Source organism: Neisseria sp. KEM232 (genome assembly GCF_002237445.1).
In the GTDB taxonomy this organism is placed as follows: domain Bacteria; phylum Pseudomonadota; class Gammaproteobacteria; order Burkholderiales; family Neisseriaceae; genus Neisseria.
On record NZ_CP022527.1, the window covers coordinates 1,044,743 to 1,069,133 of the forward strand.

Sequence of the window (24,391 nt, forward strand, 5' to 3'; positions counted from 1 at the left end):
GTTTCAACAAAACAGGCGGGTTCCGGTCTTTTCAGACGGCCTCATGCAGGCAGAGGCCGTCTGAAACTCCGTTTTAATGGCGTTCCAAGTCGATATCCAAGCCCAGTGAGCGGATTTCTTTGACAAGGACGTTGAACGATTCGGGCATGCCTGCGTCGATTTTGTGCTCGCCCTTGACGATGTTTTCGTACATTTTGGTACGGCCGTTGACGTCGTCGGACTTGACGGTAAGCATCTCCTGCAAGGTGTAGGATGCGCCGTAGGCTTCCAGCGCCCATACCTCCATCTCACCGAAACGCTGGCCGCCGAACTGTGCTTTACCGCCCAAGGGCTGCTGGGTTACAAGCGAGTACGGGCCGGTCGAGCGGGCGTGCATTTTCTCGTCCACCAAGTGGTGCAGTTTCAGATAGTGCATCACGCCGACGGTTACTTTGCGGTCGAAAGGCTCGCCCGAGCGGCCGTCGTAGAGCGTAATCTGGGTTTTGGTGTCGTTGAAACCGAGTTTCTGCACTTCGGGGTCGTCGCTGGGGTAGGCCAGTTCGAGGAAGGCTTTGATTTCGCTCTCGTGGGCTCCGTCGAATACGGGCGAAGCGAAGGTCGCGCCGTTGCGTAGATTACGCGCCAGCGTGAGGATTTCTTCGTCGCTGAGTTTCGACAGGTCTTCCTTGTGCATATCGGGGCCGCCCAAATCGCCGTTGTACATGGTGTCGAGGAATTTGCGGATTTCCTTGACTTTGCGCTGCTCGTCAAGCATGCGGCCGATGCGTTCGCCTATGCCTTTCGCTGCCCAACCCAGGTGCACTTCGAGAATCTGGCCGATGTTCATACGCGAAGGTACGCCCAGCGGGTTCAACACGATGTCGACCGGACGGCCGTCTGCCATGTAGGGCATGTCTTCCACGGGCAGGATGCGCGATACCACACCTTTGTTACCGTGGCGGCCGGCCATTTTGTCGCCTGCCTGCAGACGGCGTTTGATGGCGATGAATACTTTCACCATTTTCTGTACGCCGGGCTGCAGTTCGTCGCCCTGGGTCATTTTCTTTTTCTTGATTTCAAACAGGCTTTCGGCTTCTTCGCGTTTGTCTTGCAGGCTGCCTTTAATCAGCTCCATCTGTTTGGCAATACCTTCGTCGGCCACGCGCACGTCAAACCAGTCGTGCTTGCTCGGCAAGCCGGCCAGATATTCGGCAGTAATGACGCTGCCTTTGGCCAGTTTCATCGGGCCGCCGTTGGCTTTTTGGCCGACAATCATGCGCTCGATGCGGTCGAATGCGTCGTTGTCGAAAATACGCAGTTGGTCGTTCAAATCCAAGCGGTAGCGTTTGAGCTCAGCATCGATAATCGACTGGGCGCGTTTGTCGCGCTGGATGCCTTCGCGGGTAAATACCTGCACGTCGATTACGGTACCGCTCATACCTGTGGGCATACGCAGCGAAGTGTCTTTTACGTCGGACGCTTTTTCGCCGAAGATGGCGCGCAGCAGTTTTTCTTCGGGGGTAAGCTGGGTTTCGCCTTTAGGCGTTACTTTGCCGACCAGCACGTCACCCGCTTCCACTTCCGCACCGATATAAACGATGCCGGATTCGTCCAAACGGTTTTGCATACGCTCAGACAGGTTCGGGATGTCGCGGGTGATATCTTCCGCACCCAATTTGGTATCACGCGCAACCACGTTCAGCTCTTCGATGTGAATCGAGGTGTAGCGGTCGTCGGCGGCCACTTTTTCGGAAATCAGAATCGAGTCTTCGTAGTTGTAACCGTTCCACGGCATAAAAGCGATGGTCATGTTCTGACCCAACGCCAGCTCGCCCAAATCGGTCGAAGCGCCGTCGGCCACCAAATCGCCGCGCTGCAACACGTCGCCTGCCTTAACGGCAGGGCGCTGGTTAATATTGGTCGATTGGTTAGAGCGGGTGAATTTCACCAGATTGTAGATGTCCACACCCACTTCGCCGGCCACTGCCTCATCATCGTGCACACGCACCACAACGCGGTTGGCATCGACATACTCGACCACACCGCCGCGGCGGGCAACGATGGCGGTTGCCGAATCGACGGCCACGGCGCGTTCGATGCCCGTCCCCACCATCGGTTTTTCCGCACGCAGACAGGGAACTGCCTGACGCTGCATGTTCGCACCCATCAAAGCGCGGTTGGCGTCGTCATGCTCCAAGAATGGAATCAGCGAAGCCGCTACCGATACCGCCTGGCCGGTTGCCACATCCATATATTGGACACGGTCGACGGTAGCCATGATGGTTTCGCCTTTTTCACGGCAGGTAACCAGCTCGTCAATCAGACGGCCTTTTGCATCCAAGGCGGCATTGGCCTGCGCAATCACGAACCGGCCTTCTTCAATGGCCGACAAATATTCGATTTCATCAGTCACTTTGCCGTCAACCACACGACGGTAGGGAGTTTCCAAAAAGCCGTATTCGTTGGTGCGCGCGTAAACCGACAACGAGTTAATCAGGCCGATGTTCGGGCCTTCCGGTGTTTCAATCGGACAAACGCGGCCGTAGTGGGTCGGATGCACGTCGCGCACCTCGAAGCCTGCGCGTTCGCGGGTCAGACCGCCCGGGCCGAGTGCGGAGACACGGCGTTTGTGGGTAATTTCCGACAGCGGGTTGGTCTGATCCATAAACTGCGACAGTTGGCTGGAACCGAAAAATTCTTTGATCGCGGCAGATACGGGTTTGGCATTGATCAGATCCGTCGGCATCAGGTTTTCCGATTCGGCCTGATTGAGACGCTCTTTCACCGCACGTTCGACACGTGCCAAACCGCTGCGGAACTGGTTTTCCACCAATTCGCCCACTGAGCGGACACGGCGGTTACCCAAATGGTCGATATCGTCTACTTCGCCGTGGCCGTTTCGCAGCTCTACCAAAGTGGCAATAGATGCCACAATGTCTTCTACGCTCAGCACAAAACCGCCTTTTTCTGCAGCACCGGCAAAAGTTTCATTCAGCAGACGTCCGTACCAAGAAGCTTTCTGTTCGTCGCTCAGCTTCTGCTCGTAAGTACGCGTATTGAATTTCATACGGCCTACACGGGACAAATCGTAACTCTCTTCGTTAAAGAACAATCTGTTAAACAATAACTCAACTGCTTCGTCGGTAGGCGGCTCGCCCGGACGCATCATGCGGTAAATAGCAATGCGTGCGGCATGTTGGCCGTTTGTTTCATCGGTACGCAAAGTAGCAGAAATATAACCGCCCTGATCCAAGTCGTTGATATACAGGGTTTCGATTTCTTTAACACCGTGAATATCCAACTGCGCCAACAGCTCCTCGGTGATCTCGTCATTGGCGGAAGCCAGCACTTCTCCGGTATCTTCAACTACAACATCTCTTGCCAATACCTTGCCCACCAGACTGTCGGGATCGACAGGCAGGTGCTTGATGCCTGCTTTTTCGATATCTCGAATATGTTTGGCAGTAATTCGTTTACCCGCGGCAACTAGGACGTTACCCTCCTTATCGGTAATGTCCAACTTCGCGCTTTCGCCTTTCAGACGGCCTGCAACCAAATCGGTACGTACGCTGTCTTTGGAAAGGTAAAACTTTTCCTTGTCGTAGAAAGTATCGAGAATCTGCTCGTTACTGTAACCCAAAGCTTTGAGAAGAATGGTCACAGGCATTTTGCGGCGACGGTCAATACGGAAATAAAGCAGATCTTTCGGATCAAACTCAAAATCCAGCCAAGAGCCGCGATAAGGAATCACGCGCGCAGAAAACAGCAGTTTGCCCGATGAATGGGTTTTACCGCGATCATGTTCGAAAAACACGCCGGGGGAACGGTGCAACTGGGAAACGATTACCCGCTCGGTACCGTTGATAATGAACGATCCGCTTGGCGTCATTAGGGGAATTTCGCCCATATACACTTCATTCTCGCGAACTTCTTTTACCACATCCTGCTTGGACGACTCTTTATCAAGAATGACTAAGCGGATACGCGCACGCAGAGGAGCCGCATAAGTGATACCGCGCAACTGACATTCGGGAATATCAAAGAGCGGTTCGCCCAAGACATAGTGAACGAATTCCAAACGGGCATAGCCGTTATGACTCACGATTGGGAAAATCGAATTGAAGGCAGCCTGCAAACCTTCATCGATGCGCTTATCGTAGCCCTTTTCCTGTTGTAAAAATTTAGCATAGGAATCCAGCTGTGTAGCCAGCAAAAAAGGGACTTCCAAGACGTTTTCACGCTTCGCAAAGCTTTTGCGGATACGCTTTTTCTCAGTAAAAGAATAAGTCATGGCGTAACACTCCAACAAAATAATGAATAAAAAATAACCGACTAAAACGGCTCATCACAATCAAGCAGCCCGAAAAGTTTTTTCAGACATTTAAACTTACTTAAATTTTTACGGTTGGTAATTCGCAAACCAATATGAAAATTTAAGTAAATTCACCAGAACAATTCGAACAGACACAATAAGGCTGGCAGACAAGCTGCCAGCCCACAGTCAGGTAAACCTTATTTGATTTCGACTTTAGCGCCTGCTTCTTCCAACTGTTTCTGAATATCTTCAGCTTCAGCTTTAGAAACACCTTCTTTAAGAGTTTTAGGAGCACCGTCAACGATGTCTTTGGCTTCTTTCAGACCCAAACCGGTAATCGCACGAACAACTTTAATCACACCGACTTTCTGCTCACCAGCAGCAGCCAAGATTACGTCAAACTCGGTTTTCTCTTCAGCAGCGGCACCACCTGCAGCAGGACCGGCAGCAACTGCAACAGCAGCAGCAGAAACACCAAATTTCTCTTCAAATGCTTTAACCAAGTCATTCAATTCCATTACGGTCAAAGAACCAACGGCTTCCAAAATGTCTTCTTTAGTAATAGCCATGCTATTTATACTCCAAATATTGTATTAAAAAATAAATCAAATAGACAAATATCGATAGCGATTAAGCAACTTCTTCGCTTGCTTTTTTCTCTGCCAAAGCAGCCAAACCGCGTGCAAAGCCCGAAACAGGCGCCTGCATAACAAACAACAGTTTGGACAACAGCTCTTCACGGCTCGGAATAGAAGCAAGTTCAGCAACCTGAGCAGCATTCATTACTTCGCCATTATAAGAACCGGCCTTTACGACAATTTTGTCATCTTTTTTCGCGAATTGGTGCAACACTTTTGCAGCAGCAACTGCATCTTCAGAAGCAGCATAAACCAACGGACCAACCATTTGGTCTGCTAATGCTGCAAATGAAGTACCCTCTACTGCACGACGAGCCAGAGTATTTTTCAGAACGCGCAGATAAACGCCTTCCTTACGTGCATTTGCACGCAACTCGGTCATACTGGAAACACTGATACCGCGATATTCGGCAACCACGAGAGTCTGCGCATTAGCGATCGCTGCACTGATTTCCTCTACGGCCACCTTCTTGGTTTCAATATTGAGACTCAAGGTCTACCTCCCACTGTTTATCAAAAGAGTGTTATTTCAGCACTCCACCAGCGCGGTAACCTAAAAAGACATTTTGCAAACAATATTGCATTGCAATTTGTTTCAGGACTACCGTCTGCGCAGGGTTGTCACAATTAAATCTTTCGATCCCTACGGTCTTGGACATCTACTTAATATTAAGTAGCCCAAATTCAAGCAATCCAAGCGTACTTGGATTGCCCGAAACTTTTAAATGAATATTAGTTATTCACACTTGAAGTATCAACACGAACACCCAAACCCATGGTACTGGAGACAGCTACTTTCTTCAGGTACTGGCCTTTCGCAGCAGCAGGCTTGGCTTTTACAATTGCATCAAGCAGAGCATCGAAGTTCTCTTTCAAATCCGCCTCAGCAAATGAAGCACGACCGATTGTTGCATGCACTATACCCGCTTTGTCGGTACGATATTGAACTTGGCCGGCTTTAGCATTTTTAACAGCTTCAGCAACATTTGGAGTTACTGTGCCTACTTTAGGGTTTGGCATCAAACCACGGGGGCCTAAAATAGTACCAAGTTGGCCAACGATACGCATCGCATCAGGAGAAGCGATAACCACGTCAAAATTCAAATTACCTGCCTTGATATCAGCAGCCAAATCTTCAAAACCAACCACATCGGCACCAGCAACTTTTGCTGCATCGGCATTCGCCCCCTGAGCAAATACAGCCACACGGGTTGTCTTACCGGTACCTTTAGGCAACACGACCGAACCACGGATTACCTGATCGGACTTGCGAGGATCCACACCCAAATTAAACGAAACATCTACAGATTCGTCAAATTTGGCGGTAGCCGCTTTTTTTACCAGCGAAATAGCCTCATAAATAGCATATAACTTATTAGCCTCAACAGAGGAGCGCAATGCTTTCAAGCGTTTAGATACTTTTGCCATTATACAACACCCTCCACATCAAGACCCATAGAGCGGGCAGACCCTGCAATTGTGCGAACAGCCGCATCCAAATCAGCAGCAGTCAGATCAGGCTCTTTGGTTTTTGCAATCTCTTCCAATTGAGCACGCGTCAACTTACCCACTTTATTGGTTAAGGGATTAGAACTACCTTTTTGCAAACCTGCAGCTTTCTTTAACAAAATGGAAGCAGGAGGCGTCTTCATTACAAAAGTAAATGACTTGTCTGCAAACGCAGTAATCACCACAGGAATCGGCAAACCAGGCTCCATCCCTTGAGTTGCAGCGTTAAACGCCTTACAAAACTCCATAATATTCAAACCGCGCTGCCCCAAAGCAGGACCAACTGGAGGGGAAGGGTTGGCTTTGCCTGCAGGAATCTGCAGCTTAATATAGCCGATAATTTTCTTTGCCACTTAAATAAACTCCTAAAATGGGTATTAACGCAATGAACTTGCTCCCCAGTTATTTACCAAAAATAAAACAGTCTATTATTATACTGCTTTTTCAAAAAAAAGCACAAGGGTAGGCAAGTAAATTGTCCTTCCTATCTAATCTTTCTCAACCTGACCAAACTCTAATTCAACAGGAGTTTCTCGACCAAAAATTTGAACGGAAACTCTCAGCCTATTTCGCTCATAATTAACTTCTTCAACGATTCCATTAAAATCAGCAAACGGTCCTTCATTTACTCTGACCTGCTGCCCAATCTCAAACTCCACTCTTGGTTTTGGTTTTTCACCGCCGGTTTGTACTTGCGCCATAATCGCATCCACTTCCCTCTGCGAAATAGGCAAAGGACGGTTTCCACTCCCACCAACAAAACCTGATACCCTTGGGGTACTTTTTACCAAATGCCAAGAATCATCCGTCATTTCCATTTCAACAAGCACATATCCAGGAAAAAATTTCCTTTCGCTAACCGTTTTTCGTCCGTTCTTAATATCCACCACTTCTTCAACAGGAACCAAAATCGAACCAAAATAATCCAGCATTCCTTCACGCTCAACTCTTTCTTTAAGCGTTTTTTGTACATTCTTTTCAAATCCAGAATATGCCTGAACCACATACCATTTTTTAGACATTTATTCCTACCTCATCAGCAGATCAAACAATACCCAAGAAATTACAGAGTCAACGACATAAATAAAAACAGTAAGCACACCGGCAAACACCAAAACAAAACCTGTCATTTTTATCGTATACGCTTTCTCAGGCCATACAACCTTCCTAAGCTCGACTACAGAATCCTTAACATATCGGACAAATCGAGAAAAGTTACCCCACATGACAATAACAATACCCGCAAAGATTGCAAAAGCAATGAGTAGATTTTGAATATAGCCAGGAACACTGGTTGTTTGACCAAGTGCAAACCACACCCCCACAGACAGCAACATAATAAGCGCTAATTTTATCAAAAATCTAGCCATTGATTTCCTAACCTGCTTTTGCAACTTAGGATCCATAAGTACAGTTACCGACTCAGCCCTTTTCCCAATATCTTGTTTATCCATTATATAAAACCCTTAAAAATAAAAAAACCAACCGACCCTAGGCCGGTTAGTTTTCTTATTTGGCAGGCCAGGAGGGTCTCGAACCCCCAACCCTCGGTTTTGGAGACCGATACTCTACCAATTGAGCTACTGGCCTCTAAACTTTAAGCGATTACGGTAGACACCACTGCCGAATTGGGCTGAATGCCCAAAATATCGGCAGCTGAACGGGCGGTAACTTCGAGTACAAAAAATTGAAGCATTTTCTTTTAAATACTCTTTTTTAGTTTACAACGGGTTATCTTCGTTTTTGCAGTCTAACATGACTGCTTATCTAGTACAGCCCCTTTAAAATTTAACAAATAATGCAAGTTCATAGCTTGTGTTCCAACTTTATCTATGCGCCTCAAAAACGACCGCCTAGCCTACGAAATCCTTTCCGCTGTCGCCGAAATCCCCTTTGGCAAAGTCGCCACCTACGGCCAAATCGCCCGCCTGATCGGCAGGGACAAAAACGCCCGCCTGGTCGGCTGCGTGCTGCGCCATGCGGCGGATTACGGCGATTATCCTTGTCACCGCGTGGTCAATGCCGCAGGGCGGCTGGTGCCGGGTTGGGCGGCGCAGGCAGATTTGCTGCGCGATGAAGGGGTGGTGCTGAAAGACGAGAACCATGTTTGTTTGAAGACATATCAGTGGGATTGTTAGGACTGTGAGCCGGCATCTTTAATTAGGCTTTATCTTTTATTAAAGACAGTAGGTATTTTCTGCACGCCAATCCGTGGTGAAAATTACGGATAGGGTTTTCACAAAACAGAGAGGCCGTCTGAAAGCTTCTGCCCGAATGTGCGGCGGTTGTTTTCAGACGGCCTGTCTGTTTTTGTGCCAACGGTTTGCGCAGCCGAAAATCTTTTCGGCATCAAATATCTTGAAAACCGTTTGCATTCGCTCCGTGAAGCGGCGATAATATTTGCGTATTTTAACCATGCGTCAGAACGAATTTTTATGTTGATTGCTTTTCTGATTATGCTGCGCGAGGGTATCGAAGCGGCGCTGATTGTCGGTATTGTGGCCGGATTTTTGAAACAGTCCGGCCATCATGATTTGATGCCGAAGGTGTGGCTGGGCGTGGCGGCGGCTGTGCTGATCTGCTTCGGGCTGGGTTTTGCCATCCACCGCATCACAGGCGAGATTCCGCAGAAGCAGCAGGAATTTGTTGTCGGCATGATCGGTTTGCTGGCCGTGGGCATGCTGACCTATATGCTGCTGTGGATGCAGAAGGCCGCGCGGTCGATGAAACAGCAGTTGCAGGACTCGATTCAGGCCGCGCTCAATAAGGGCGGTTCGGGCTGGGCTTTGGTGCTGATGGCTTTTTTGGCCGTGATGCGCGAGGGTTTGGAGAGTGTGTTTTTCCTGATTGCGGTGTTCACGCAAAGCCCCGACAGCCGTATGCCGCTGGGCGCGGCAGGCGGGCTTTTGGCTTCCGCCGCGGTCGGGATTTTGCTGTATCAGGGCGGCATCCGTCTGAATTTGGGAAAATTTTTCCGCTGGACGGGTGTGTTTCTGATTTTCGTCGCCGCCGGGCTGCTGTCGGGTTCGTTCCGCGCGCTGCATGAGGCAGGCGTGTGGAATGCCGGTCAGCAGGTGATTGCCGATTTTTCCGGTTTTCTGCACGAAGACAGTCCGTTGGGCGTGCTGATGGGCGGATTTTTCGGTTATACCGACCATCCGACCGTCAGCGATGTTCTGTGGTATGTAGTTTATTTGTTTCCTGTTTTGTTTTGGTTCTTACGCGGCAGCCAAGCCGCTTCGTCTTCCCGTTAAGGAGTTTTTTATGAATATGACACGCATCACTTTATCCGTTTTACTGGCCATGGGACTGGCAGCCTGCCAGCCGCCTGAGGCCGACAAACCCGCCGCGCCCGCATCAGGCGAAGCAGCCGCATCCGGTGCGGCAGCCGCGCCGAATGCCGACGGCAGCATCAACATCGCCGTTACCGACACCGCCTGCGATCCGATGGAACTGACCGTACCCAGCGGCAAAACCGTGTTCAACATCAAGAACAACAGCGGCCGCAAGCTCGAATGGGAGATTCTCGAAGGCGTGATGGTGGTGGACGAGCGCGAAAACATCGCTCCCAGCTTGTCCGACAAAATGACCGTCACCCTGATGCCCGGCACTTACGAAATGACCTGCGGCCTGCTGACCAACCCGCGCGGCAAACTGGTCGTCACCGACAGCGGCTTCAAAGCCGATCCCGCGCAGGCCGACATGGCCAAACTGGCGCAGCCTTTGGCCGACTACAAAGTTTACGTCCAAGGCGAAGCCAAGCTCTTGGTTGAAAAAACCGAGAAATTCGCCGCCGCCGTGAAAGCGGGCAAAGTTGACGAAGCCAAAGCCCTGTTTGCCGACACCCGCGTCCACTACGAACGCATCGAGCCGATTGCCGAGCTGTTCAACGAGCTTGATCCCGCCATCGACTCGCGCGAAGACGACTACAAAGAAAAAGCCAAAGACGACGCCTTCACCGGTTTCCACCGCATCGAACACGCGCTGTGGGTGGACAACAAAATCGACGACAAAGTAAAGGAAACCGCCGACAAGCTCGATAAAGACGTGAAAGCGCTGAAAGCCGAAATCGACGTATTGAGCTTCCCGCCGAGCAAAGTGGTGGGCGGCGCGGCGGCGCTGATCGAAGAAGTGGCCGGCACCAAAATCACCGGCGAGGAAGACCGCTACAGCCACACCGACCTCTCCGACTTCCAGGCCAACATCGACGGCTCGCAGAAAATCGTCGAACTCTTCCGTCCGATGATTGCCGAAAAAGACAAAGCCCTCCTGGATACCGTCGATGCCAACTTCAAACAGATCAACGACATCCTGGCGAAATACAAAAAAGGCGACGGCTTCGAAACCTACGACAAACTGTCGGAAGCCGACCGTACCCAGCTCAAAGCCCCGATCAACACTCTGGCCGAAGAACTGGGCAAACTGCGCGGCGTACTCGGTCTGAACTAAGCCGTCTGAAAACGCCGTTTCCGCCGCATCCCGCAGCGGGCGGATGAAGCGTTAAAAGGCCGTCTGAAAACCCGAAATACGGTTTTCAGACGGCCTTTTTTAAACCTCAAACGTCTGTAATAACGGTTTCAAACCAAGCCCGACAGCGGCACAGGTGTCAAGCATTCCGCGCCGACACAGGCAGACAAAACACCAAAAGGCCGTCTGAAAACGAATCTTTCAGACGGCCTCTTCTGCCGATGCGGCAGGCCGCCTTTTCAGACGGCCTCTGCCAACCGGTTCAGCGTTTGGCGAAACCCTGCCCTTGCAGATAACCGAGCACAAACGGGCGCACGGGGCGGGCGAGGGTGTTGGCGATTTGCCCCGCCCAGTCCAAATCCCGCCCGCTGCGTTCGCGGTAATAGGTTTTCACCTCTTCGTTGTAGGCCGCGAGCACTTCGGCGGAGGCGGGACGGTAGCGGTTTTCCGACACCAGCGTGTCCAGCGGCAGGCGCGGGCGTTGCAGCGGCTGCTGGTCGGGGTGGCCGAGGCAGAGGCCGAACAGCGGCACGGTGTGTTCGAGCAGACCGAGCAGTTCGCCGACGCGGGCAATATCGTTGCGGATGCTGCCTATATACACCGCGCCGAGGCCGAGAGATTCGGTGGCCAGCACGACGTTTTGCGCCATAATGCCCGCGTCAATCGCGCCGGTGAGCAGCACTTCCGTCCAGTCGGTCTGCACTTGGGCGTCCACCGTGTGATGGCGGGCGGCATCGATGCAGAACACGAGAAACTCGGCGCAATGCTCGACATAGGCATGCCCCATGCCGCCTTCGGAGGCGCAGATTTCGCGCAGCCCTTTGCGGATTTCGCGGTCGCTGACGCGGATGACGCTGTTGTTCTGCTGATAGCTCGATGTGGAAGCGGCGCGGCCGGCTTCGAGCACGGCGGCGAGCATTTCGGCGGAAACGGGTTCCTCGGTGAAGCGGCGGATGGAGCGGTGGGAAAGCGCGGTGTCCAGCGCGGGAAGGCTGTTGAGGGTCATGCGGTTTTCCTTTGCAGTTTGTCGGGACGGCGATTATAGCAGAAGAGGCCGTCTGAAACGCTTTCAGACGGCCTGCTGCTCTTTCTGCCGGACAGCAGATGTTTTTTCCGACCCTTGCAAGCGCTCTGCCGCGAAATGGCGTCGTCCGGATTTAAAATTAACGTTTGTTGTATTTGTGTTGCGTTTTGCAAACAAGAAGAATTTTTGGTTATTTATTGTTATGACTTTATATTAACGGTTCTTTTTTATCGGAATAATCCCGCTTTGAAAAAAGAAGATTTTATGAATGTTTCCATTAATATCTATTTGTCACAATCATTTTGAATTTTAAAGACTTTATTGATTAAAATTTTTTTATTTGCACCAAATCAAAAAATCAATAATATATTAAACTTTAAAATGCGCGCATTTTTCTAGGGGCGGGCATATTGCCCGCGTTTTATTGTGTTGTTTGGACTGCGTTAACAATTAAGAGGAGTAAACCATGAACAAAACGGTAAAAACAGACATTCTGCGTCATACATTGGACACGCTTCATTCCCAATCGAAAGGGCTGACGGCCTCGGCCATCGTTTCCGTAGACGGCCTGCCCATCGTCAGCGTGCTGGAACGCAATATCGACTCCACCCGCGTCGGCTCGCTGTCGGCGGCGCTGATGTCGCTGTGCGGCCAAACCGCCCGCATGCTCTCCTGCGGCAGCTTCAACCAAATGACCTTGCAGGGCAACCAGGGCGACGTGCTGCTGATGCAGATCAGCGACGATTTGGCACTGGTAAGCACCACCCACACCGGCACACAGCTGGGCATGATGCTCGTCCACCTGCGCAAAGCCGTAAAAGAAATCCGCAAGCAGCTCGGATACGGAGACTGATGCCATGATGTACATTTCCGCCGACATGCCCTACGCCGACGTGGTCCGCAGCGGCCGCAGCAGCCCCGCCGACGACCGCCGCGTCCTCAACGAAGAAGTGGAATTTCCCGACGGCAAACTGATTACCTCGCGCACCGACCTCAACGGCATCATCACCCACGCCAACCATGCCTTCGTCCACATGAGCGCGTGGAACCGCGACGAAATCATCGGCCGCCCGCACAGCATCCTGCGCCACCCCGACATGCCCAAAGCCGCCTTCGCCGATTTGTGGCACAAAGTCTCTAACGGCGAAAAATGGCACGGCTACGTCAAAAACCTGCGTAAAGACGGCCGCTACTATTGGGTTTACGCCACCGTAATCCCCAATATCCGCAAAGGCGAAATACAGGGCTACACCTCCGTCCGCCGCCGCGCCTCGGCAGAGAAAATCCGCGAAATCAGCAAGCTGTACCGCGAAATGCGCGAATCGGAAAGGTGCTGACCATGCAGTTTACCGTCGCCCCCGACTACCTTCCCGCCCATTTCGGCGCCTGGTATCTGCTGGGCAGCTTCATCCGCGGCGAACTCGGCAGCCCCGTCAGACTGCATATGCCGCACGATGCCGACGAACTGGCCGTTTCGCTGGCGAGTCAGAAAAGCGGCCTGGCATACGTCAGCTCCTTTTCCGCCTCCCGCCTCATCCGCGAAGAAGGCTGGCTGCCGCTGCTCAAACCCGCTGCCGTGTCCGACGAAATGGTCGTCATCTGCCGCGCCGACGCGCCCTACCGCAGCCTGCGCGATGTCGAAGCCGGCTGCGGCATCGCCTGCGCCGACGAAGACGTCCGCCTGATCGGCATGCGCCTGCTCGAAGGCTTCGATCTCGACAGCTCCAACACCCGCACCCTGCGCGAACACTCGGAAGAAGCCGTGCTCACCTCCGTTTTCCACGGCAAAGCCTGCATCGGTTTTCTAATGGCCGGCCTGTACGACGGCCTGTCCGACTTCGGCAAACGGCAATTCCGCGTCATCATGCGCAGCGCCATCGACGACATCTGCCACCTGATTCTGCTGCACCCCGACTCGCAGGAAAAAGCGGCAGACGTCAAATCGGCCTTCCTCAAGCTCAACCGCTGCGACAACGGCCGCGCCGTCCTCAAAGAATTCGGCCTGCCCGCTGGTTTCGCCGAAACGGAAGAGGAAGAAGTGGAAACCATGCTCGACCTGCTGACTACGCTGGAAGACTGAACCCACCGCCGCACAGGCTTAAAGAGGCCGTCTGAAAACCCGAAACAGGCTTTCAGACGGCCTCTTTCCCTATCCTGCGCAGCCCGAATTTGCACCACGCACAAAGGCCGTCTGAAAAACTTTCAGACGGCCTTTAAACACCGTTTCACCCAACACCTTCCGCAACCGCAGAGCAAGCACACATTTCCAACACCAAACAGCGAAAGGCCGTCTGAAAACGCTTTCAGACGGCCTCCCATTCCCGCTGCCGTTGCGCCCAAAGCCGCGCCTACGGCTTTCAGACGGCCTCCTACTCCGAACGGTAGGGGTTTTCCACACCCGCCACCAGCGCGGCGAGGTATTCGCGCAGCTGCTTTTCGCCGCAGCCCATCAGCAGCGCGTCCTCGAAAGCGTCCTGCGCGAGTTGGAACAGCTCGTTCATATTTTCGTTCATCACTTTGATTTTCTCGGTGCAGGAAACGACGCTGCCGTCGTCGCCGTACCATTTGGGCATTTCGGGCATGGACATGGCGGAAGTTCTTTCGGTCAGTTGGCGAAGCGGCCGGAGTCGAAACGTTTGATGCGGCGCGCCAGGGCGTAGCGGCTGTTCCAGTATTTGTTGGACAGGCTGGTGATTTCGATGCTCTTGCCCGTGCGCGGCGCGTGGATGAAACGGTTGTTGCCGATATAGAGGCCGACGTGCGAAATGCGGCCGCGCGAGGTGCGGAAGAACACCATGTCGCCCGGCTGCAATTCGCTGCGCGACACGCCCACGCCCATCCGCGCCTGTTCGGCCGACGTGCGCGGCAGGTTGATCTGCATGGTTTTGCGGAAAATGTGCTGCATAAAGCCGCTGCAGTCAAAGCCTGTGCTGACCGATGTGCCGCCGAAACGGTAGCTGACGCCGAGCAGTCCCATCGCGCTGCCGATCAGTTCGTCGGCCTCGCGGCGGGAAACGGGCGAACCCGAGGGCATGGCGGGCTCTGCGGTTTTGGCGGCCTGCCTTTCCTTCTGTTTTTCCTTTTCGGCCTGCTGCCTGACCAGAGCCTGCATCGCCGACTCGTCGTAAGCGGATTTGGCCTTCGGCTCTTCGCTCTGCACGGCGGGTGGAAACTGCGTTTCGGAGCGGCGGACAAAATCGCGGTTGGGCGGGGTTTCAGGCTTGGGCGGTTTCGGCGCAGGCTCGCGTTTGGCCGTTTCTTTTGCTTCTTTTTTAGACTGCTCTTTTTTGGTCGCTTCCTTTTTCGCAGGCTCTTTTTTCTGCGCGGTTTTGCCGGACTCGGTTTTCTTCGCCGTGTCGGCCTTACCCTTCTTCTTTGCATCGTCCGCCTTGCCTGCGGGAGTTTTCTGTTTGCCGTCTTTGGCATTGCGGCCTTTGTCTTTGCCGCTGTCTTTTTTACCGCCTTTGGTTTTGTCTTCTTTGGCGGGCACTTCTTTTTTGGCCGTTTTTTTGTTCTCCTGTGCCGCGTCTTTTTTACCTTTTACCGCCTCTTTTTTACCTTTCGTCGGCTCTTTGGCCGTGCTTTCTTTTTTCGCGGCGGGCTGTTTTTTACTGTCGGCACCGTCTTTTTTGCCTTTAGGCGCTTCCTTTTTGGCAGCGGTTTTCGGCTCGGCTTTCTTGTTGGCGGCCTGAACCGGCAGCGCGGCGCACAGCAGAGCGAGCGCGGCGAAGGCAGGGGCGAAAAGCTTTTTCAGATAAGTCATGCTGTTGTTTCTCTTCGATTTTGCCGGCAAAGCCGGATAACACGTTTTCAGACGGCCTCTGTGTGCCGTCTGAAAAAAATGGCGTGCGGCGGCAAAAGCCGCAGGGCGCTTGGCTACCCTATAACAGCCGCGATGATACCAATTTTGCCCGCCGTGTGCGATTTGTCCGCCCGCGCCCGCTGTGGTTTTCAGACGGCCTCCGAGCCTGTTCCCCGTTGCGCGGACAAAAACACGACAACACACTTTAAATTCCGCAAAAACGCGCCATATCCCGGCTTGTCACAGACACACAATAAGGAAAAGGAACAACCATGATCGTCACTCTGATTATCGGCTTCGTCATCGGCGTACTGGCCAAATTCATCTACCCCGGCCGCGACAAACTCGGCATCATCATGACCACGCTTTTGGGCATCGGCGGCTCGGTGCTCGGCAGTTGGGCGGGACAGACTTTGGGCTGGTACGCGCAGGGCGAACCGGCAGGCTGGATTGTGTCTACCGCAGCCGCCGTTGCCATTCTCGCCGTTTACAGCCGCCTCGCTGCCCGATGAGGCCGCAAAAGGCCGTCTGAACGCTACAATTTCTCCAACAAACAGCCGCTTGCTGTTACAATCGCGCTTTTTTTACCAACCCACACATAGGAACGACACCATGCAAAATGATGTTTACGACTACACCAACCCCGCCGCAGGCGTGCAGCGCAGCACCGTTCTGCGCAAAACCTACGGCCTTCTGGCGCTGTCCTTTATCCCCTGTGCGCTGGGCGCATTTGCGGCAGCCGCCTCAAACTTCAACGTCTATGCCCTCACCGGCAACCGCTGGGCGGGCTTCATCGCCGTTCTCGCCTTCTTCTACGGCATGGTTTTCCTCATCGAGAAAAACCGTTACAGCAACGTCGGCGCCGGCCTGCTGATGGTCTTCACCTTCGGCATGGGCGCCCTGCTCGCCCCGCTGCTGCAATACAGCCTGTCGATCCAAGGCGGCGCGGGGCTGGTCGGCACGGCCGCCCTGATGACCGCAGCCATCTTCGGCGTAATGTCGGTAACGGGTGCGAAAGCCAACATCAATTCCAACTCGCTCGGCCGCTTCCTGACTATCGGCGGTATCGTGCTGATGATAGCCGTTGTTGCCAACTTCGCCTTCGGCATCCCCATGCTGGGTCTTGCCATCTCGGGCGCGTTTGTCGTATTCAGCTCGCTCGTTATCATGTGGCAGACCCGCGTGGTGGTGGAAGGCGGCGAAGACAGCCACATCAGCGCGGCGCTGACCATCTTCATCTCCATCTACAACCTCTTTACCAGCCTGCTGCGCATCCTCTTGGCCTTTGCCGGCAGCGACGACTAAGCACCTAAAAACAAAAGGCCGTCTGAAAACCTTAAAGTTTTCAGACGGCCTTTTGACATTTCTTCACAATCCCGCTATTCTGCCCGCTCTCCCACCAGCCGCACCAAAGCACCAAAAACGATATGCAAACCAAAGCCCTGCGCCGCGCCGTGTATGCCGGCAGCTTCGACCCGCCCACCAACGGCCACCTGTGGATGATACGCGAAGCGCAGGCGCTCTTCGACGAACTCATCGTCGCCATCGGCGTCAACCCCGACAAAAAATCCACCTACACCGTCGCCGAGCGCCGCAAAATGCTCGAAGACATCACCGCGCCCTTTGCCAACGTGCGCATCGATTCCTACGAAAACCAATTCCTCGTCAACTATGCCCACAGCGTCAGCGCGGGCTACATCGTGCGCGGCATCCGCAGCGCTTCGGACTACGAATACGAACGCACCATCCGCCACATCAATTCCGACCTCCAGCCCGAAATCTCCACCGTGTTGCTCATTCCGCCGCGCGAATACGCCGAAGTGTCGTCCACCCTCGTCAAAGGCATGGTCGGCCCCGTCGGCTGGCGCGACACCGTCCGCCGCTACCTGCCCGAAGCAGTGTACGAAAAAATCCTGCGCGACCACCAAAGCAGCGGCTGAACCCGTTTTTCAGACGGCCTCGAAACAGGAAACACCCGCCGCCGAAGGCCGCATAACGCGTATTGCAAAGCGCAACCAAGCCGCACCGCGCCGCAACCGATTCAGGCCGTCCCCGCCTGTGCGGGGATGTCGTTTCCGAACACGCGACACGCGGCGGTGCAAAACCAACCGTTTCCCCGCACAAAGGAGCTCCCGTGAACAAAACCGCCCTGATTCTGGCCGCCCTCCTTCTCGCCGCCTGCGTCCGCCAATCGGCCGAACCGCCGCTCGGCCGCCAGCTTGCCGGCCTCAGCAGCGCGCAGCGCGACGCCGAAGGACGCAAAGCCGCGCAAATGCTGCGCCGCGCCAACCGCGACGATGACCCCGACGTGGCCGTGCGCGACATCCGCTACCGCGCAGCCGACGACACCTTCGTCTACACCGTCGTCCTCAAACGCCTGAAAAACACACACGGCATCACCCCCGCCGCCCGCCGCCGCGCCCAGGCCGAAATGAAGCGCGGCATGGTGCGCGAAAGCTGCCGCCGCCGCGCCGAACGAGACATCCTCACCCAAGGCCGCTACGCCCTCGAATTCCATGTCCTTGCCGCCGACGGCCGTCCCGTCGCCGCCCCCTTCCGCATCACCGGCAAAGACTGTTGAGGCCGTCTGAAAGCGTAGCTTCAACGAAGTTAAAACGCAGTTTCGGCGCAACCAAAAACACTTTTCAGAAACGTCATCCCCGTGCAGGCGGAGACGGCCTCTGTCGCCAAGGTAGGGGGTGGCGCAGCCACGCACGCGGTTTGGGATTCACAGGCTAACTCTCGGATTGGCTGTGTGGCACAAACCGCGTGCGTCGACTTGGGGCGACACACCCTACCTTAGGTTCGGCATAGTCTGAATAAAAGACTGCTGAGGCCGTCCCCGCCGCCCACCCTGCCTCACAAACCGCATTTGCGTTATTTGGCAAAATACCCGCTTGTGTTGTTCCACCATCAATTCCCCAAAACCATGAACACCGAAACCCTCCTCTCGCTCGACCGAGCCCACATCTGGCATCCCTATTCCTCCACCGCCGACCCCGCGCCCGTTTATCCCGTGGCACGCGCCGAGGGCGTGCGCATTCATTTGAAAACGGGGCAAACGCTCATCGACGGCATGTCGTCGTGGTGGGCGGCGGTGCACGGATACAACCATCCGCGCCTGAATGCCGCCGCCGCGCGCCAGCTCGAAAAAATGAGCCACATCATGTTCGGCGGCTTCACACACGATGCCGTCGGCGAACTGACGCAGGTTTTGCTCGGCATTCTACCCAAAGGCTTGGACACCGTGTTTTACGCCGACAGCGGCTCGGTGGCGGTGGAAGTGGCGATGAAAATGGCGGTGCAGTACCAGCACGCGCTCAATCGAAAAGGGCGACACAAATTCGCCGCCATCCGCGCCGGTTATCACGGCGACACTTGGCACGCGATGTCGGTGTGCGACCCCGTTACCGGCATGCACGGCCTGTTTTCCGGCAGCCTGCCCGTGCAGTTTTTCCTGCCGCAGCCGAGCGTGAAATTCGGCGAAGCGTGGCGCGAAGAGGCCGCCGCGCCACTGGCGGATCTGCTGGAAAAACACGCGCACGAAATCGCCGCGCTGATTCTCGAACCCGTCGTTCAGGGCGCGGGCGGCATGTATTTTTATTCGCCCGAATACCTGAAAACCGCCCGCGAATTGTGCGACCAACACGGCGTATTGCTGATTTTCGACGAAATCGCCACCGGCTTCGGCCGCACCGGCAAACTGTTCGCCTGCGAACACGCCGGTGTCGTCCCCGACATCATGTGTCTCGGCAAAGCCTTAACCGGCGGCTATCTCACGCTCTCGGCGGCGGTAACGCACAAACACATCGCCGACACCATCAGCGGCGGCGCGGCGGGCTGCTTTATGCACGGCCCCACCTTTATGGCCAACCCGCTCGCCTGCGCCGTGGCCGCCGAATCGGTGAAGCTGCTGTTGGAAGGCGGCTGGCAGGAGAATGTCGCGCGGATTGGGCGGCAGCTTTCAGACGGCCTCGCCCCCGCGCGTGAAATCGCGGCGGTGAAAGACGTGCGCGTACTCGGCGCCATCGGCGTGGTGGAAATGCACGAACCTGTGAACCTGCGCCGCCTGCAGCCCAAATTCGTCAAGCGCGGCATCTGGCTGCGCCCCTTCGGCAAACTGGTGTACACCATGCCGCCGTTTATAATGCAAGACTATGATTTGGAAACACTTTCAGATGGCCTGATTGGCGCGCTGGCAGAAGAATACGGAGCGTAAAATGAGTTCGACACCAAAAGGCAAAATCCTGTTTGTTACCGGTATCGACACCGGCATCGGCAAAACCTTTGCCACCAGTTATCTCGCCGCCAAACTCATGCGGCTGGGGCATTCGGTGATTACCGCCAAAGCCGTGCAGACCGGCTGCGAAAAAGTTTCAGACGACCTTTTAACCCACCGCCGCCTGCAAAACCTGCCGCTGCTGCCCGAAGACCTCGACGGCAGCACCTGCCCCTACCTGTTTGCCTACCCCTGCTCGCCGCATTTGGCCGCCCGCATGGAGGGCAAAACCATTAACCCCGCCGCCATCGCCCGCGCCGCCGAAACGCTGGCCGCGCGTTACGATTATGTGTTGCTCGAAGGCGCGGGCGGGCTGGCTGTGCCGCTCAATGATGAAGAAACCACGCTGGATTTCGTCCGCAATCAGGGTTATCCCTTAATCATTGTTACCTCTGGGCGGCTCGGCAGCATCAGCCACACCCTGCTCACACTCGAAGCCTGCCGCCACAACGGCATTGCCGTGGAAATGCTGGTGTACAACCGCTTCCCACAAACCGACGCGCTGATCGAAAACGAAACCGCCGCCTATCTGCAAAATTATCTGCAACGCCACTTCCCCGATGCGGTATTTGAAACAATGGAAGAAATGAGCGCGCAACCATGAGCTACTGCGACCTTGCCAACGCCCTGCCCGATGACACCGACAACCCCAACAAACACTACCACGACCACGAATACGGTTTCCCCGTTTCGGGCGACAACGCGCTGTTTGAGCGGCTGGTGCTCGAAATCAATCAGGCCGGGCTGAGCTGGACGCTGGTTTTAAACAAACGCGCGGCGTTTCAGACGGCCTACCGCGGCTTCGACATCGCCGCTGTCGCCGCCTTCGACGACACCGACCGCGCGCGTCTGCTCGCCGATGCGGGCATCGTGCGCAACCGTTTGAAAATCAACGCCGCCATTGACAACGCCAATCGGATTCTGGCCTTGCGGCAGGAATACGGCTCGTTTGAAAACTGGCTGAACGCGCACCATCCGCGCAGCTTAAACGACTGGGTCAAGCTGTTTAAAAAACATTTCAAATTCGTCGGCGGCGAAATCGTCGGCGAGTTTCTGATGAGCACGGGCTATCTCAAAGGCGCGCACGGCGAAAGCTGCCCGGTGTACGCGCGGGTATTGCGGCAGAAACCCAAATGGACGGAGGCCGTCTGAAAGCCTTTTAGGGCTTTCAGACGGCCTCATGCGCCGATGGTGCGGCGTTTTAATCGAGCAGCAGCCCCTGTGCGAGGAAGCCGCCTTTTTCCACGCCCGGCAGGGTGAAGAAATAGCCGCCGCCGAAGGGTTTGACATACTCTTCCAAGGGTTCGAGGTTGAGGCGGTTTTGCACGAAGATAAAGCCGTCGTCAAGGTTGGCCTGATACATGACGAGGATGAGGCCGACGTCGAGCTGGCCGTTTTTGGCGAGCCCCAGCGAGTAGTTGAACGGGCGGCGGAAGAGCAGGTGTTTTTTCATAAACTCGGGATCACGCGGGTCGCCCAAGCGGATGTGGCTGTCTTTGGGAATGACTTTGCCTTCGGGGTCTTTGGCGTAATCGGGAATATCGCTCTCGTGTTTCTGCCCCAAGGGCGCACCGCTGTATTTTTCGCGGCCGAAGATGGCGTTTTGCTCCTGCAAGGGTGTTCTGTCCCAAAATTCGACGAAGTGGCGGATAAGGCGCACGGCTTGGTAGCTGCCGTTTTTCGTCCACGCGGGCTCGTCGAGACTGTTTTCGGCCACGCCCGTCCACAGGACTTGGTCGGCGATTTTGGGGTCGGAGACGTCGGGGTTGCCCGTGCCGTCGCGGAAGCCCAACAGGTTGCGGGCGGCGATGGCGCCGGGTTCGGGCTTGGGCAGCCAGCCGTCCACCGTCCAGCGGATAACGGCGTATTTGGCGGTGTTTTTGATGATGTCGCGCAGGGCGTTTTGGCAGGTTTCGGGCGAGAAGGCGCAGATTTGGATGCCGATGTCGCCGTCGCACCATTCTTTGCGCAGTTCGTCGTTGGGGAAGTCTTTCATTTCCTGCAAATGCTTGGGCTTTTTGCCCGCGAGGCCGAAGCGGCCGTCGAACAGGCTGTTACCAACGGATACGGTGACGGTGAGGCCGTCGGGCGGCAGCACTTTGCCCAACAGGCCGCTGCCTGCGGGCGGCAGTTTGTCGTCGCCGTCGATCAGTTCGCCGCCTTTGGTGAGAAATTCTATGCGGGCGGTGAGGGTGCGGAAAAAGTCGATCAGGCGGGGGCGGTCGGCGGCGGTGATGTCGAAGGCGCAGAGGATGCCGAAGGGCTGGTGCGGGGTGGTGATGCCGGCCTGGTGCGTGCCGTAGCAGTCGTAGGCGGTTTGGCTGTGGCCGGCAAACTGTCCGCCTTCGCCTTTGCTTTCAGACGGCCTCTCTGCCGCGCCTTCGGCGCTATCGCCGTTTTTGCCGCAGGCGGCAAGGGCGGCGGCGGCGGAGAGGGCGGCGGCGTTTTGCAGCAGGCGGCGGCGGCTCGGGTTTTCGGGGTGTTTCATGTTAGCTCCTTGTGTCCGTTGTTTTTGATTCGAGGCCGTCTGAAACCGCTTTTTCACTTCGTTTTCAGACGGCTCCGTGCAGATTCTTACAAATAAGAATTATACCCGAGCGCACGCGCCCGATGCCATGCCGCCCGTGCAGTCGCGGCAGACTTGCCATATAGCGAGTCAAAATGAAAAAGATACAAGGCAGCAAGCCGCAGACAGTACAGGTAGTACGACAAGGCGCAGCAACGCCGTAGATTTTTCATTTTGACTCACTATACAATCGGCCAACGCAACTACGGAGCCTTATTGATGAACACACTCGCCGTACTCACCGCCAATCTGGCGGCAGGCCGTCTGAAAGTCACCTGTGCCGAATCGTGCACGGGCGGTCTGCTGGCGGCGGAACTCACCCGCCTGCCCGGCAGCTCGGCCTGGTTTGAAACGGGCTTTGTCACTTACAGCAACGAAGCGAAACAAAAGCTGCTCGGCGTCTCGCCCGACAGCCTGCGGCGCGAAGGCGCGGTCAGCGAAACGGTGGCGCGCGAAATGGCCGCAGGCGCGCTCAAAGCGGCGCAGGCCGACTTCGCCCTTTCCGTGTCCGGAATCGCCGGCCCAGGCGGCGGCAGCGCGGAAAAACCGGTGGGCACGGTGTGCTTCGGTTTGGCATCGGCCGCAGGCACAGCCGCCCGCACGGCGCATTTTCACGGCAGCCGCGACGAAATACGGCGGGAGGCCGTGTCCTTCGCGCTGGAATGGCTGGCGCAGGCCGTGCGCCGCTGAGGCGCAAAAGACCGTCTGAAAGCACGGTTGCCCCATTCGCGCACGTGACACATAAAAAACTATCGACCGCATTTTTCAGATAAATTTCATTACATTAAGCCGCTTGTCAAACTAGACAACCGCCGCGCAAACGCTTAGTATCCGCGCCCGTTTTTCATCTGTTTTTTCCGCCGCCCCGCCATGTCTGCCCCGCTTACCGAACCACCCATACGCTGCGCCGTCGTCGCCACCTCCACCGGCTCGCTCGACGAGCTCTCCGGCCTCGACGACCTGCTCTACATCCTGCGCCTCAACATCCACATGAACGGCCTCGTCTACGCCGACGGCCTCGATCTGCACCCCGAAGCCTTCTACCAGAGCCAGACGGAAAACCCCGAAGGCGAAACCCGCACCTCGCCGCCCGCCGAAGCCGCCGTCCGCGCCCTGTTCCGCCAGATACGCGACGCGGGCTACCGCGAAATCATCGTCACCACCCTCAGCGGCCGCATCAGCGACACCGTCGACACCGTGCGCAAAGTCGCGGCGGAAACGGCGCGCGACATCCAAACCTACATCGTCGACACCGGCACCGCCTGCATCGCCGAAGGCCACTTCGCCCTCGAAGCGGTGAAGCTGCTGCGCCAGGGCTTTGCCGCCGCCGACGTGGTCGAACACCTCGAACGCCTCAAACCCGGCGCCGAAATTGTGTTCAGCGTCCACAGCCTCGCCCACCTGCGCCGACTGCCGCACCTCAACACCACGGAAAAATTCGTCGCCGGCCTGCTCGACCTCAAACCCGTGCTGCGCTTTTACGACGGACAATTCTCGCGAGTGGACATCGGCCGCAAAACGGAAAACACCCTCGACGCGTTGGTGGAAAGCGCCGCCGCAGCCCTGCGGCAGAAACCCGTCCGCCTCTACGGCCTCTACGGCGGCAACCGCGCCCTCTACGAAAACCTCGCCGAGAGGCTGCACCGCAAAACCGGTATCACGCCCGAAGCCTTCCCCATTTCCCCCGTTATCGGCGCCCACATCGGCCCCGACGCCGTCGGCATCGCCCGCGTCGACAAGCTGCTCTGAATCCCGCACCACTTTCCGCATCAGGCCGTCTGAAACCTTTCAGACGGCCTGATGCACAACGAA

At 55.4% G+C, this 24,391-nt stretch carries 26 protein-coding genes, 1 tRNA gene and 1 pseudogene; 15 read left to right on the forward strand and 13 right to left on the reverse strand.

Going from position 1 to position 24,391, the window contains the following annotated elements; all coding sequences use genetic code 11:
* Window positions 1-73 precede the first annotated feature (73 nt).
* From rpoB to CGZ77_RS12050, 9 genes and pseudogenes are all read right to left on the reverse strand, one after another.
* Window positions 74-4,270: a DNA-directed RNA polymerase subunit beta gene (gene rpoB, locus CGZ77_RS05160; RefSeq protein WP_009425978.1), complete on the reverse strand. Its 4,197-nt coding sequence runs from the start codon at window positions 4,268-4,270 to the stop codon at window positions 74-76.
* A 221-nt stretch (window positions 4,271-4,491) separates the two neighbouring features.
* Window positions 4,492-4,863 carry a 50S ribosomal protein L7/L12 gene (gene rplL / locus CGZ77_RS05165; protein WP_009425977.1) on the reverse strand — a complete coding sequence of 124 codons (372 nt, stop codon included), beginning with the start codon at window positions 4,861-4,863 and terminating at the stop codon, window positions 4,492-4,494.
* 61 nt (window positions 4,864-4,924) lie between these two features.
* On the reverse strand, window positions 4,925-5,425 hold the full coding sequence (rplJ, locus tag CGZ77_RS05170) for a 50S ribosomal protein L10 (protein ID WP_009425976.1): 501 nt from the start codon (window positions 5,423-5,425) through the stop codon (window positions 4,925-4,927).
* A gap of 239 nt (window positions 5,426-5,664) precedes the next feature.
* Window positions 5,665-6,360: a 50S ribosomal protein L1 gene (rplA, locus tag CGZ77_RS05175; protein ID WP_009425975.1), complete on the reverse strand. Its 696-nt coding sequence runs from the start codon at window positions 6,358-6,360 to the stop codon at window positions 5,665-5,667.
* Complete coding sequence (gene rplK, locus CGZ77_RS05180) at window positions 6,360-6,794, reverse strand: 50S ribosomal protein L11 (RefSeq protein WP_002220151.1); 435 nt, start codon at window positions 6,792-6,794, stop codon at window positions 6,360-6,362. The genes rplA and rplK overlap by 1 nt, the downstream gene beginning before the upstream one ends.
* Window positions 6,795-6,929: 135 nt before the next feature.
* Complete coding sequence (gene nusG / locus CGZ77_RS05185; RefSeq protein WP_009425974.1) at window positions 6,930-7,463, reverse strand: transcription termination/antitermination protein NusG; 534 nt, start codon at window positions 7,461-7,463, stop codon at window positions 6,930-6,932.
* Between the two features lie 6 nt (window positions 7,464-7,469).
* Window positions 7,470-7,895, reverse strand: coding sequence for a preprotein translocase subunit SecE (secE, locus tag CGZ77_RS05190; protein WP_009425973.1), 426 nt, complete (start codon window positions 7,893-7,895; stop codon window positions 7,470-7,472).
* A 60-nt stretch (window positions 7,896-7,955) separates the two neighbouring features.
* A tRNA-Trp gene (locus tag CGZ77_RS05195) sits at window positions 7,956-8,031 on the reverse strand.
* Between the two features lie 25 nt (window positions 8,032-8,056).
* Window positions 8,057-8,137 (reverse strand): annotated as a pseudogene (locus CGZ77_RS12050) (IS1595 family transposase); the annotation flags it as partial.
* A gap of 136 nt (window positions 8,138-8,273) precedes the next feature.
* Here CGZ77_RS12050 and CGZ77_RS05200 point away from each other — a divergent pair.
* The 3 genes from CGZ77_RS05200 to efeO all read left to right on the forward strand — a co-directional run bounded on the left by CGZ77_RS05200 (window position 8,274) and on the right by efeO (window position 10,890).
* The gene (locus CGZ77_RS05200) at window positions 8,274-8,579 is read left to right on the forward strand and encodes an MGMT family protein (protein WP_094031001.1); all 306 of its coding nucleotides are present in this window, start codon (window positions 8,274-8,276) and stop codon (window positions 8,577-8,579) included.
* Between the two features lie 297 nt (window positions 8,580-8,876).
* Window positions 8,877-9,695, forward strand: coding sequence for an iron uptake transporter permease EfeU (gene efeU / locus CGZ77_RS05205; protein ID WP_094031002.1), 819 nt, complete (start codon window positions 8,877-8,879; stop codon window positions 9,693-9,695).
* A gap of 10 nt (window positions 9,696-9,705) precedes the next feature.
* Entirely contained in the window at window positions 9,706-10,890 is a 1,185-nt protein-coding gene (gene efeO, locus CGZ77_RS05210) for an iron uptake system protein EfeO (RefSeq protein ID WP_009427607.1), read from the forward strand.
* A 280-nt stretch (window positions 10,891-11,170) separates the two neighbouring features.
* Here efeO and nfsA read toward each other — a convergent pair whose 3' ends face one another.
* Window positions 11,171-11,914: an oxygen-insensitive NADPH nitroreductase gene (nfsA, locus tag CGZ77_RS05215; protein ID WP_094031003.1), complete on the reverse strand. Its 744-nt coding sequence runs from the start codon at window positions 11,912-11,914 to the stop codon at window positions 11,171-11,173.
* Between the two features lie 484 nt (window positions 11,915-12,398).
* Between nfsA and CGZ77_RS05220 the strand changes: the two genes are divergently transcribed.
* Genes CGZ77_RS05220 through CGZ77_RS05230 form a run of 3 tightly spaced genes read left to right on the forward strand, consistent with a single transcriptional unit; the run spans window position 12,399 to window position 14,012 of the window.
* Complete coding sequence (locus CGZ77_RS05220) at window positions 12,399-12,785, forward strand: roadblock/LC7 domain-containing protein (RefSeq protein WP_009427604.1); 387 nt, start codon at window positions 12,399-12,401, stop codon at window positions 12,783-12,785.
* A gap of 4 nt (window positions 12,786-12,789) precedes the next feature.
* The gene (locus CGZ77_RS05225; protein WP_009427603.1) at window positions 12,790-13,269 is read left to right on the forward strand and encodes a PAS domain-containing protein; all 480 of its coding nucleotides are present in this window, start codon (window positions 12,790-12,792) and stop codon (window positions 13,267-13,269) included.
* Window positions 13,270-13,271: 2 nt separating this feature from the next.
* Window positions 13,272-14,012, forward strand: coding sequence for a phosphate/phosphite/phosphonate ABC transporter substrate-binding protein (locus CGZ77_RS05230; RefSeq protein WP_009427602.1), 741 nt, complete (start codon window positions 13,272-13,274; stop codon window positions 14,010-14,012).
* Window positions 14,013-14,301: 289 nt separating this feature from the next.
* Here CGZ77_RS05230 and CGZ77_RS05235 read toward each other — a convergent pair whose 3' ends face one another.
* Window positions 14,302-14,520 (reverse strand): hypothetical protein, encoded by a 219-nt coding sequence (locus tag CGZ77_RS05235; protein WP_009427601.1) that lies wholly within the window; start codon window positions 14,518-14,520, stop codon window positions 14,302-14,304.
* A gap of 17 nt (window positions 14,521-14,537) precedes the next feature.
* Complete coding sequence (locus CGZ77_RS05240) at window positions 14,538-15,044, reverse strand: C40 family peptidase (protein ID WP_083479466.1); 507 nt, start codon at window positions 15,042-15,044, stop codon at window positions 14,538-14,540.
* A gap of 962 nt (window positions 15,045-16,006) precedes the next feature.
* On the opposite strand from CGZ77_RS05240, the gene CGZ77_RS05245 reads away from it, so the two are divergent.
* The 7 genes from CGZ77_RS05245 (at window position 16,007) to CGZ77_RS05275 (ending at window position 21,165) form a co-directional block, all read left to right on the forward strand.
* The gene (locus CGZ77_RS05245; protein WP_009427599.1) at window positions 16,007-16,246 is read left to right on the forward strand and encodes a GlsB/YeaQ/YmgE family stress response membrane protein; all 240 of its coding nucleotides are present in this window, start codon (window positions 16,007-16,009) and stop codon (window positions 16,244-16,246) included.
* A gap of 100 nt (window positions 16,247-16,346) precedes the next feature.
* The gene (locus tag CGZ77_RS05250; protein ID WP_009427598.1) at window positions 16,347-17,039 is read left to right on the forward strand and encodes a Bax inhibitor-1 family protein; all 693 of its coding nucleotides are present in this window, start codon (window positions 16,347-16,349) and stop codon (window positions 17,037-17,039) included.
* Between the two features lie 122 nt (window positions 17,040-17,161).
* Window positions 17,162-17,674 carry a pantetheine-phosphate adenylyltransferase gene (coaD, locus tag CGZ77_RS05255; RefSeq protein ID WP_009427597.1) on the forward strand — a complete coding sequence of 171 codons (513 nt, stop codon included), beginning with the start codon at window positions 17,162-17,164 and terminating at the stop codon, window positions 17,672-17,674.
* 194 nt (window positions 17,675-17,868) lie between these two features.
* Window positions 17,869-18,315 (forward strand): hypothetical protein, encoded by a 447-nt coding sequence (locus CGZ77_RS05260; protein WP_036496882.1) that lies wholly within the window; start codon window positions 17,869-17,871, stop codon window positions 18,313-18,315.
* Between the two features lie 348 nt (window positions 18,316-18,663).
* Complete coding sequence (gene bioA / locus CGZ77_RS05265) at window positions 18,664-19,953, forward strand: adenosylmethionine--8-amino-7-oxononanoate transaminase (RefSeq protein WP_009427594.1); 1,290 nt, start codon at window positions 18,664-18,666, stop codon at window positions 19,951-19,953.
* A 1-nt stretch (window position 19,954) separates the two neighbouring features.
* Entirely contained in the window at window positions 19,955-20,617 is a 663-nt protein-coding gene (gene bioD, locus CGZ77_RS05270) for a dethiobiotin synthase (protein WP_009427593.1), read from the forward strand.
* Window positions 20,614-21,165 (forward strand): DNA-3-methyladenine glycosylase I, encoded by a 552-nt coding sequence (locus tag CGZ77_RS05275; protein ID WP_009427592.1) that lies wholly within the window; start codon window positions 20,614-20,616, stop codon window positions 21,163-21,165. Before bioD ends, CGZ77_RS05275 begins: the two co-directional genes overlap by 4 nt.
* Window positions 21,166-21,214: 49 nt before the next feature.
* Here the strand turns inward: CGZ77_RS05275 and efeB are convergent, their stop codons facing one another.
* On the reverse strand, window positions 21,215-22,501 hold the full coding sequence (gene efeB, locus CGZ77_RS05280; protein WP_009427591.1) for an iron uptake transporter deferrochelatase/peroxidase subunit: 1,287 nt from the start codon (window positions 22,499-22,501) through the stop codon (window positions 21,215-21,217).
* 297 nt (window positions 22,502-22,798) lie between these two features.
* Between efeB and CGZ77_RS05285 the strand changes: the two genes are divergently transcribed.
* Entirely contained in the window at window positions 22,799-23,269 is a 471-nt protein-coding gene (locus CGZ77_RS05285; RefSeq protein ID WP_009427589.1) for a CinA family protein, read from the forward strand.
* 180 nt (window positions 23,270-23,449) lie between these two features.
* A complete protein-coding gene (locus CGZ77_RS05290) occupies window positions 23,450-24,328 on the forward strand; it encodes a DegV family protein (RefSeq protein WP_009427588.1) in 879 nt (292 codons plus the stop codon).
* Window positions 24,329-24,391 lie beyond the last annotated feature (63 nt).